Here is a 10,757-nt window from a genome sequence, read left to right as displayed (position 1 = left end):
TGCGGAGTAACGTGATCTGCTCATTCGTGTATTTTTTGATGGTCAAGGCTTCAATGATGCCGCAGGCGATCCCTGCGGAGTAACTGTGAACGGTTTCCGGCGGCGCGCCATCATATTTGCTTCAATGATGCCGCAGGCGATCCCTGCGGAGTAACCCCTTGCGGTATGTACGGTAAGTCAGCAATCATGTGCTTCAATGATGCCGCAGGCGATCCCTGCGGAGTAACCCCCCCGTCCAGGTGCTCCATCACCTGTTCGAACGTGCTTCAATGATGCCGCAGGCGATCCCTGCGGAGTAACGTTGCGAGTCCGGATGAGGCGCAGACGTCTTTCGCGGCTTCAATGATGCCGCAGGCGATCCCTGCGGAGTAACTCGGCAAAGTGAGCGTATGGACTCTCTCGTTGCATCCGCTTCAATGATGCCGCAGGCGATCCCTGCGGAGTAACGTTGGACAAGCTTCGTGCTGAGAACGAAGCGTTGAAGGCTTCAATGATGCCGCAGGCGATCCCTGCGGAGTAACTTTATGACCTAAACAATATAAAACAAACTCAATAAGCTTCAATGATGCCGCAGGCGATCCCTGCGGAGTAACTGCAACTTTCTCGTCCTAATTGCAGTACGGCATTTCGAGTTATCTGCGCGAACCCGGCGGAGATTCATCGTACCAATCCCCCTCGTAAGCAAAAAACTGTCACAAATGGCGCCCCAGTCTCACGTTCTGTAGAGCGAGAACCTCCGCCACATTTTCTTACCACTTCAGGTTCGCGCGGCAGCCAGACAAGAGCTAATCTCATATATGTTACGGGTTAACTCACAAGTATAGACACAAAAATTGTCCAACTCGCGGATTCCATTCGTGGGTACAAATGCTGTACTGTACTCGTTCCTACCGCCAGACGTGGACGAGCAGTGCCACCCCACAGGCGCTAACCAATGGAGCGGTTCGTTACGTCCATCGCAAGAACCATAATCATGCGACGGCTATTCCGGCCGAAACAAACCAAGTCCATAATGGCACCCATATCCAAAAACGACAGGCCCAGTAACAGGTTCTGCGAACATAATTCTGATGTATCGCCCAAATCGATCGGGAATCCGTTCCTTGGCTGAATGGCCCGATCGCACAAGTTCGAAACCAAATGGATATGGCTGTTCGCCCGCGTCAGCGTCTGTTTCCGAATGGTTGAGAGTATGCCAGCCATCAGCGAGCACCTCAGCGCTGACGATGTCCGGCAATCCCCTCAATCGTGTTTCATGACGAATCTGGTCTATCGGCCCAAACTTCCCATGCTTTTTCCGGAACCAAGGATGGTAGTATGGCGTACAGGAAATCCAGACGCGACTGGTCTGTAACAACGCAGTGTCATTCCCTATGTCACGCGTGGTTCCAATCCCCTCCAGTATAACGGGCCACCGTCTTACATCATACGCGCGGGAGACATCTCCACACATTCGTGCCTTTCTTGGATTAAAGCTTCCAGATGTACACAACCCTCGGAGTCCACACAGCGACTGAACAACCTCTTCAGACACAGGGAGAGGGGAATAGAACAATAAATGGTCAATGTGGCTATCTCCGTCCGCATCTTCCGGAAGAAACAGCGAGTGCTGGTGCACCTCCTGAAGGGGACACCCCCGCTCATCTTTCCCGGATAGGATCTGAGGAACCCTGTCTGGTCCGAGAGACATCAGCGCCAATCGAAACAAGTTCCCGATTCGAATGGTATCTTCAAGTCTAGGTAGAGTTTTGCAAGTCAGACGATATCTTGCAACCTGCACCTCTTGACCTGAGCGCAGTATGGGCTTTTCTCCTTGCTCCATTTGATGTTGGACTGTCATTTATCGCCTCTCTCCTTTGGCTGTCTGCCACTCTGACAATGGTACACCTCTCGTGAAATTCATCAGCCTCGCCACCTGAATCCGGCGAGCGACAAACACGTTGACGACATCGAGATGAGTCAGCCCATTCTCCTCCCACAGCCCGGGATGACCGAGCAAACCGCGCACAGCCGCCAGCGAGATAGCTGGCCGCCAAATCGGCCAAGCGAACGCAAATTCGCCACCATCCATATAACCGCCGAGGATAAAAGCACGTACACGGCCTCCCCGAGTTCGCGGTGCAACGGTCAATGTAGAGATGCCGATCGCGGCCAAGCGATTGGCGCCATGCTGCGTATAAACCTTGTAATCGACATCGGTTGGATCTCCTGCCATCAAGGCGTAACGCACGGCCTCCTCAGGGTCCCAGCGAAACGAGAATGTAGGGTCCTTCCGATGCCAAGGAGAATACAACGCCTCTGCCAGACATTCCGCTGGAGAGAGCGTCACCGCAGACTTTCCACGACCACGCTGCGGTGGTGCACAATCATTCGGTACCCTTGCAAGTCGGTCGAGGAAGTGCTGATGCCCACCGCCGAACAAAAGACAGATAGGCGTCGGATCGATCACTGCGGATTTAGCCTTTTTATCATCCTTGACGGCACCATCACTCATCAACGCTGCCAATAAATCGGCTCGATAACGATTTTTGCAATCGGCAGATCGCGCCGCCTCACAAAGCAGTGCCCGCGCGTCCTTCTGCACATAATCCAAGTCCAGGTGATCCCCGAATTGGTGCTCGCCAGCAAGCAGCGCGATCCCGTCTGCTGCCCGTTCCGCCACTTCCTCCCGCGACAGATTTTGCGACACGTGAAGTACCGGGTAGACCGGCGCATCGCTCCAGGAGACTCGCGGGTATAGTCGCTTCTCCTGCTCCATCTTTTGATCGAAAGCCTCCAAGGCACGCAACAATCCAAGCAGGGCGAAAAACGCGAGCAGATTATCCGCCTCAAACCCGTCTAATCGGTAAAATATGGTCGACTTCATGCAGCACCTCCGTCCGTCGACGATGCTTCTTCTTCGGACACTCGATGATCTGCGAGACGAAGAATGGCCTCCATGCGCGCAAGTTCCCAAACCCCATAGCGATCTTTCAACACCTCATAGAGAGAGGGCCAATCACGCCCATTCCACGCGTAGGCGAGCGATTGAGGACCATCCCCCTGTGCGAGCGTGTATACTTCACCGTCCGTGGTATACACCGGATCGATCGAATTCGCGTCGCGCGCCTCCTTGTCCAGGGGATCGGCATGTGGAAAAAATGCGCGGCCATAACCATGATGCGTGCCAATGAGCCACAGGACCAGTTCAGGATCTTGCGCTTGCGAAAACATCGGGTTCAGCGGAGCCAACCGCACGGATAGGCCCTCGTGTCGCCAACGGTGCGGCAGTCCGACTTTCTCACGTACTGTTGGCGGAATCACTTGCTTCGATTTAGCCAACAGATGCTTTGGATCTGGAGCAAGCAAGTCACCATACGCAAGCCACCGTTGGAACCGGCTATCCCCCTTCCCGATGTCATGCAGCCAACCCGCCACCCGGATATCGCGAACGCGCTCCTCCGACATGCCAGCCATTCTCGCAAACATTTCTGCCTTCTCACCGACACTGCGGCAGTGATCCCGTAACACAATCTCTTTGTTCGGCACTGGGGCGACTGCGTCGTCCTCGGTCGATGCGACAAGCACTTCATCTTCAATTTGGACCCCGTGCTCCGCCAGCAAAACAACCCCACGCGGTCTCCCTTGGTCATCCGTACCGTACAAATCCGTGATGACTGTAACCTTTCCACTGCTTGACTTCACTTTGGCGACGTTTGCATCCCTCGCGTCGTTCCCGGTACCCAACATGCTTAGCCCATTCTGAATCGATTTTTGCGCCTGAATCATCCACCGTTCGCGACGGTCGGACTCGTCAACTCGGTTGTTGAATTCAAGCAAGTCGCCGAGCAAGTCCCTCCACGGACGCGAGTAAGCTTCCGCCAGTAACGTGGCAAGTGCTGCCTCCCGGTCCTTTTCGATCAGCCCTGGAGCGATACGCACCGCAAATCTCCGTCTGGCATACGCGTAATTCGCCTCGGTGCCGAGATCGACCACCACATCCTTGCTTTCCGGATTCCAACCGTCATGGTCCACGCCGCCGTATGATGCTGGGACGACAATCGTGTCGCCGGGTCTGATTTGTCCGGGAAACACCCAAAGAGAGCGGTCGTCATCCCCGAGCCATCGAAATACCTTGCGCCCCGAGGGTGAGCGAGTTTGCGTCTCGTCGGGTGCCATTCCGGCGGCGTCTGATAGCATTTCATCTACGTTTGGCACATTTCGAAGCCAGCGTCGGACTGCCCATACCGGGAGTTCGATCGCTTCGGCAACACGCGGCGGAACCAGTCCCAGCAATCGGCGGACCATTTCGGAATTTTGTTCTGGGTGAAGATCACCTCGCCAGATGACCGTAACAGCGTCTGGTTCTCGTCGATTCCCGTGCAAAAACAGTCCGACCTCTGGATCTGCGCTGGGAATGGGCGAAGTCTGACTGAGCAAATCCAAATGAGCCGGCAGGAGAACTGGCGCATCGGGCTTTGGCGAGAGCGCATCCGTCGGGATGGCATCCGCCTTCATGACAGAATCGAAGGCTGCTAATCCGAAATCAAAGGTCAACGTCCCTTCATTCTCGGCTGACCGCTGCGCGTTCCGCGTCAGATAGTCCCACGCACGCGGAATTGACGCTCCGTAGACAGGATCCCTGCTTTTCTCCTGGATGCCCGAATGTGCAGCGACAACTGAAGCGAACGTTGAAACGTCGCGGCCTGCACGGTTCAAGCGCCCAAATCGCTGGCGCAGCGAATCGATGGGTGCTGCTTCCGTGACAAGACCGTCCAAATCGAGATCGACTCCGACCTCAATACATTGTGTTGCGACCACAATCATGGGCTGCGAAAGAGATCGAACCTGACCAGCCAACGCCGACTCGGTTCGAATCTCCCTCAATATTTCCGCAATCTGATCCCGCTCCAGTGAACGCGATGGGCCAATGAGAAGGATCGGTTTGATGTCCTGATTAGGAAATGCCTCTCTCAGAACGGATTTCATCCCGTTAAACACAGCTCGAGCTCGCCCCACGCGGTTCACCACGACGCCAAATGCCGGCGCCTTTACTCCTGACGAATTGAGTTCAGCAAGACCACGCCTCACCTCATTGAGCACTTCCCGCACGAGTTGTTGCTGTTCCTCATCCGAACTTTCGGCGCGCGCTGACGAAATTTTCGGCAACCGGTACAATCTCGCCGGCTTTGATGCTGTCCATCGCGCCCGAAAAATTGGATGCTCGTAATCTTCAGACGCTAGTTCAAATCGCTCTGCCTCGTCCGATTGTGGTGTCGCTGTGAGGAGTGTATACCCCCACGAACTTTCAGACTCCGAGTTCTCTCGCCATGCATCTCCCCGATAATGCCTCACCCATTCCAGCGTCTGCCGAAAGGGTTCTGCGAGATGTGCCTCGTCGAGAAAAAATCGGCAATCCGCGCCAAGAAGCCCTGCATGAATGGACTTCATTCGATCCGATACGCCGTATCCCCGAAACAGCAACCGGGATCCGACTTGATCGACCGTTGAGCATAAAATGGTTGGCTGCATCGGCGATCTCGCCCAATCTCCTTCATGCGGTACGCCGCCGCGGAGCCGCTGCACCATCAACGGCACACCGGAATCAGATAATGTCGCGAGTCGCTCCGCTACTGCTTTCGCAGTTTCCGCTTGTGATTGAGTCAACGCGTCCTTGATTTGATTGGCGTGACGATAGACATCGTCGACCACCAATCTCCTGTCGACGACGAACACAATCCGTACGGGAGCGTGCCGTTCGCGCAACCGATCCGCCTCCATCGCCAAATGGAACACGGCAATGTCCAGCACTGATGTTTTTCCCGAACCAGTGGGCAGGTCCAGAATGTCCGGCCACTTTCCTTCCTCCAGCACCTGTGCTGCGAGACGCTTCTGCCACGGAAACGGTTCAACGCCATGCACTGCGTGAAAAAATGATGCAAAATCTTCTGACTCAAGCAGCCTGCTCACACAAAGTCCCCTCCATCCGCAACAGGTCGACAAAGGCCAAGACCAAGGTACCGTCCTGCCCCCAAAATCACCGGCCCGGCAACTGGTTCTGGAAACCGAATGACGGCATGCGTCAACATCCTGCCGGACAGGTAATCTGGCAGCCTCCAACGCATCCAATGCGGTTGTTTCCCACCCATCGTCACAGATGGCGCACCTTCAAACGACGAATGCTTGTCCACAATGACAGCCGGCCTCACGCCGTCGCGCGTCGATACCATTTCAGGCTCTGGGAGTCCGATGTGTCGACAGGCTTGGACAATTTGACGCACGATTGCCTCCACTTGCGCTGTGCCCCGTTCGTTTACATAGCGATCGAGGACCATGGGCGTAACGGTTGCAAATGTCCTCGCAGGCTTACCCTTATCGTACACGTACAGTGCCGAATCGAGCGATTTCTTACTGGGCTCCAGTGTAAAGGCCAATTTCATCGTTAGCGTGTTCGTTTCTCCGGAACCGAGCGGAACAACCATCACATGGCGCTGACTCCGTTCATCCCACTCGGTAATACTGCGAAGCGCGCCCCGCCAGCCAGCCTCGTTAAACAGACGGCTACCGCGTGGTGGCACAAGACCAAAACCAAGCAAATGGCCATCCGCGTAAGGAAAACCTACGAAAGCAAGGGGCACAATGGACAAATGCGGCTCCACAGCTGGACGACCATTCGGCATTTTGCCGCTCACCACAGCGGGAGCAGGAACGTCCGCCCGGCTCAGTCTGTATCCCTCCACAATCCGATCTCGAATTGCTTTTGCCGCCAAAGCCGCGGCCCGGATGTCTGGCAACTTTTCGTGTGGATCTTCGCCTTCCACCGCTTCAAGCAAGAGCCATTCGGGAGAAAAAACGGATACTTGCGAATGACTCCGAACGGGTGGTTGGGTCGAAACCCACACACCGGCGCGAGGGCGACGCCCAGCCTCAAACGCGCGAACCAGTTCGTCCAAGCGTCCAGGATAGACAGTACGTTTCACCGTCTGAACAGTATCCGGCATGTCCTCATCACTCAAGTACACACGGCAGCGCGTCAAGCTTGAAGAATGTCCCACGTATGCGGTATCCATCGCCAGAGCGTTGAGCGCGGCAACTTTCTCTTCATCCATTGAGCGTGGCTCTTTCCACAACAACCTGAGAATCGGGTGTTCTGGCCTGGCCGCCGCAAAATGACGCGGCTGGCGCTCGCGTCTTGCCGGAACGAGATGCAACGCATGTGCCTTTTTCGATGACGTGGCATCGTTCGGTGGAACGTAGCTTGTGCGTTGGGTTCGCGACCACGCTTCGGACGCATCCAAAAGCGGCGCTTCCAATTGCTCCAGCCACTTCAACGCTTCCATTTCGTCCTCCGGCTCACCGTGCGCTGCCCATGTTGCAACAAGTGCAGAGAATATCCGATCCGGTTGTGGCGGCCAATCTGGCACTGCGCTGTCCGGGCCGATCGCCGCGTATGAGACGCCAGACAGATACTCGATTTCGAGCACCAGCATCATTTTTCGTCTTCCGCCTCTCCACCCTTGCCTGAGAGCGCCAACCGTTGACTTTCCTTCACGAGGTATACGAGCTTGTCCTGTGGCGCTAAACGAACCGGATCTGTAGCCAGGTTGAAGCCCGCCTTCTGCGCCGCCTCAAAGGCCTCTTCGTAAACATGGCGAGCCGAGTCAAGATCGACCTCTACAATGTCAGCCGTTCCGTCCGGATGCACCACTTCAAGCGGGGCTAGGCCATGCGGAACGAGATCACATCGTGATCGCAAGGAATAGCCACGGAGATCTTGCTCAGCCAGTGCGAGCAAACCAAGCGCAGCAATCAGTGTACGGCCAAAGGCGTCGCGGTCACGAGAGCCGAACCGCAATCGGCGCATCGCGGCAAAGCTGAGAACGAACGTGTGTTCAGCATGATCACAAGTGATACCAAGGGGGGCAACAGTTGGGGCAATGTTGCCATGATTAATCTCCGATGGTCGAACCTGCTTGGCCCCTTTGCCAGCACCATCCTTCGAGACATCCCAACTGCCATCGTCCGTCTTGAACACTTCCACTTTTCTTTGAATGCCAAGCGGATCCATCCGACTCCCGGTCCTTCGTCCGGCTGTCCTCACTTCGGAATCGATATCCCGACGGAGCGGCAATGCATTTGCACCCTGCCTCGTATCATTTTGTTGTCCCCGGGCCGACCCTAACTCAACCGGGACATCGATAGCCATGATTTCCGATACGAGGCAACGCGCAAATCTAGCCCCTAATCCACCGCCACCTCCTGTCGAATGCCACGCTCCGAAGAGCAGTGCGGTCGGGGAGAGTTCGAGCAACGCGGAGGCATCATCTGGCTTCGCCTGAGCGAGACGTATACCGATTTCACTTTGCATAAAAGGCTTTCCGTCGACCAGACTGTCCCGCATGATCGCGTCGTAAACCCGGTGAGGAGCGTCGAGAGAGGTGATTTCAGAGAGTCCAAATATCCCGTGATCCTTGAAATCCACGATGAGATGCGGGATGCGGATACCCTCCTCTCTGACTGCAGTGAGCAACGCTTCTTCCATTCTGTTGGCCTGGGATTGAACACTATCTAGGAGGACACACCAAATCTCAGTTCCGTCGATCTTTCGAACCTCATAGACGTGCTGTGGAGGAGCGTCTCTACGATCCGCCGGATATGTCGGTGGAAATATCTTGTCACCCGGCCCACCAATCGGCTGCAATACCTGTCTTCTTCGCAGCGCGGCATCACCACGAACCATTTTTTCCAATTGCGAGAAAGAAATCATTCGTTTCACCATCCATTCGGAAAAATGTAGGGAAAAGAGAGGAGGGAGATTTGCCCTCCTATATGTAACCGCTTTCCTAACGATTAGACAAAGATGTCGTCTTGGTATTATACCATTTTACACCAACACAGAAACTAATCGCGACGCACACCGATGCAGCGATGCCCCATCTCATTTCACTCACCTCCGATTAGGATACCAATATTATATTGTAGAGTTAAACCAAGGTCAATATTGACCTAATTATACAAGTTCGCTACAATTCCATCAATCCATCCTAACATGGGGTGGCAGCATTGAAGCGTTTATCTCTAAAATTTTCGTTTTGAGCCATACGTAGGCCTTCCACAGAGTTTGCTCTGTGGCCCCTTTGAGGTTCTGCAGTGTACAACTGATTCAGTACATTTAGAACAGCACAGATTTTAGCGCAGTCGATCCGCTTCCGGCTGTCCAGGCGGCGAGTATGCGATTCCTACCACAATCTCTGCCACGTGCGAAACCCATACCGGATAGCGGAAGAACATATTTCGCATTTTGGGAGCAACGGACCACAAAGGGGGATCATCTATGAGCGACCAGGAAAAGAAATTACGCGTGACGGCCGCCATTACGCGCGAAGGTAAGTTTTTCGTGGCTAGGTGCCTAGAAGTCGAAGTGACGAGCCAAGGCGAGACGATTGATGAAGCCATGAGCAATCTACGTGAGGCCGTGGAGCTGTATTTTGAAGACCAAGTGGAGATAGAAATTCCGAATACCCCCATCATTGCTCCACTGGACGTTGAGGTTCGCCCGTGAGCCCGCACTATCCAGTTATGTCGGGCGCACAATTGATGGCGGCACTTCAACGCGCCGGGTTTATACACGTCAGCCAACGAGGCAGTCACGTAAAGATGCGTCGCACAGATGGGAAAATTGTCATTATACCAAACCACAAGGAACTAGCACAGGGGACAATGCGTTCCATTTTGAGACAGGCGGGGTTGTCCGATGAGGATTTTTGTAAACTCATCGACCAGTAGAGATGCAGTATCGCTTAGGTAACAGAAAAACGGTTGACCCGATTGTTGTTCCGCGACGCCGTTCATTCGATTATGCCTCATTGACTTGGAAGGCACCTCGGCGTATGGGACCCGTTTCCAATATACCGAGGTGCTGCACCCTCGAAACCTTCTTTGTTCACTTGAAAGCCACTGAGTCGCCCCTAGCCTCCCGCTTTTATCCATTTATCAAGGCAATTTTGGCATATTCATGTCTTCTAAGACCGTGTTGTTGAGACTTCGTCGGATATTTACCTTGGCCTCAACCGCTGTCTCGTCCCTTCAAGCTACGATTCGACAGTGACGTTTTGATCGTCCAGGTGAGCCCGTTCGTTCTCCGTCCTTCTACCACCCTATCTCCTCCGGATATTTCTCCACAAAACGGATATCCTCGACTGGGCAATTGTGTTTCCGCGCCATAGCTGAAACTTCCTCTTCGACTCGGCGGTATCCCTTGCCCTTCTCCACCATTCGCTTAACTGTCGTCGAAAGCGCCTTTGCCCGCTCATCCTTGTCTCCGATTTTCAGGTATCGGATGTTCAACATGTCCAAATACTGCGTTGCGTACCCATTCGCCCAAGAGTAATCCTGGTGCATCAAGTTCATGATCCGCTTGAAAGAAGCCTCCGTGACAACTTCCTTCAGACAATGTATGATCAGCGACTGAAATAACCGCGATGTCGCAATGTGTTCATCCCATAAATTTTGTTTATCCAACAACGGAAAACGGGACCTCTTCGCCTGCTTCCTCGCGTAAAGTCGAATAAAATCATTGAGGGCAATCGCGATGAACAGCGCTTCAGGATAGTAGACCTGGCATTTGTAGTAGAGATTTTTCTCGGGCGTGATCATCTCCAGAAACTTCATTCTATCCGAGTCCATTCCGTTGTGAACGGACTCGAATTCCCGGTCTCCCTGAAACGCATGTCGGATGTCGTACATGAGACCGAGAACGCGAATTCGAGCCCCTTCGG

General features: G+C 54.2%; 8 protein-coding genes and 1 CRISPR repeat array. Of the genes, 2 read left to right on the top strand and 6 right to left on the bottom strand.

The features are described 5' to 3' along the window. Positions 1-47: 47 nt before the first annotated feature. A CRISPR array of direct repeats spans positions 48-593; the repeat unit is 37 nt; unit sequence GCTTCAATGATGCCGCAGGCGATCCCTGCGGAGTAAC. Between the two features lie 389 nt (positions 594-982). From csb2 (AAC01S_RS20305) to cas7g, 5 genes are read right to left on the bottom strand one after another with little or no spacing between them, the layout of a single operon-like run. Next, positions 983-1,822: a type I-G CRISPR-associated protein Csb2 gene (gene csb2 / locus AAC01S_RS20305; protein ID WP_370670840.1), complete on the bottom strand. Its 840-nt coding sequence runs from the start codon at positions 1,820-1,822 to the stop codon at positions 983-985. A gap of 18 nt (positions 1,823-1,840) precedes the next feature. Next, complete coding sequence (locus AAC01S_RS17070; RefSeq protein ID WP_067625308.1) at positions 1,841-2,866, bottom strand: type I-G CRISPR-associated protein, Cas3-extension family; 1,026 nt, start codon at positions 2,864-2,866, stop codon at positions 1,841-1,843. Further along, complete coding sequence (gene cas3g / locus AAC01S_RS17065; RefSeq protein WP_067625305.1) at positions 2,863-5,949, bottom strand: type I-G CRISPR-associated helicase/endonuclease Cas3g; 3,087 nt, start codon at positions 5,947-5,949, stop codon at positions 2,863-2,865. The genes AAC01S_RS17070 and cas3g overlap by 4 nt, the downstream gene beginning before the upstream one ends. Continuing rightward, positions 5,946-7,472 carry a type I-G CRISPR-associated protein Csb2 gene (gene csb2 / locus AAC01S_RS17060; protein ID WP_067625303.1) on the bottom strand — a complete coding sequence of 509 codons (1,527 nt, stop codon included), beginning with the start codon at positions 7,470-7,472 and terminating at the stop codon, positions 5,946-5,948. The genes cas3g and csb2 (AAC01S_RS17060) overlap by 4 nt, the downstream gene beginning before the upstream one ends. Next, the gene (cas7g, locus tag AAC01S_RS17055) at positions 7,469-8,746 is read right to left on the bottom strand and encodes a type I-G CRISPR-associated RAMP protein Csb1/Cas7g (protein ID WP_169794083.1); all 1,278 of its coding nucleotides are present in this window, start codon (positions 8,744-8,746) and stop codon (positions 7,469-7,471) included. Before cas7g ends, csb2 (AAC01S_RS17060) begins: the two co-directional genes overlap by 4 nt. A gap of 567 nt (positions 8,747-9,313) precedes the next feature. On the opposite strand from cas7g, the gene AAC01S_RS17050 reads away from it, so the two are divergent. Next, complete coding sequence (locus tag AAC01S_RS17050) at positions 9,314-9,541, top strand: type II toxin-antitoxin system HicB family antitoxin (RefSeq protein WP_067625300.1); 228 nt, start codon at positions 9,314-9,316, stop codon at positions 9,539-9,541. A 17-nt stretch (positions 9,542-9,558) separates the two neighbouring features. Then, positions 9,559-9,765: a type II toxin-antitoxin system HicA family toxin gene (locus AAC01S_RS17045; protein ID WP_217997856.1), complete on the top strand. Its 207-nt coding sequence runs from the start codon at positions 9,559-9,561 to the stop codon at positions 9,763-9,765. A gap of 363 nt (positions 9,766-10,128) precedes the next feature. Here the strand turns inward: AAC01S_RS17045 and AAC01S_RS19625 are convergent. Beyond that, the coding region (locus tag AAC01S_RS19625) for a DUF6904 family protein (protein WP_067625294.1) at positions 10,129-10,757 on the bottom strand (629 nt) is incomplete at its 5' end.

This window comes from Alicyclobacillus acidiphilus NBRC 100859, from assembly GCF_001544355.1.
In the GTDB taxonomy this organism is placed as follows: Bacteria; Bacillota; Bacilli; order Alicyclobacillales; family Alicyclobacillaceae; genus Alicyclobacillus; species Alicyclobacillus acidiphilus.
Note: the sequence above shows the minus strand (reverse complement) of the source record. Positions and strands in the feature narration are given on the sequence as shown.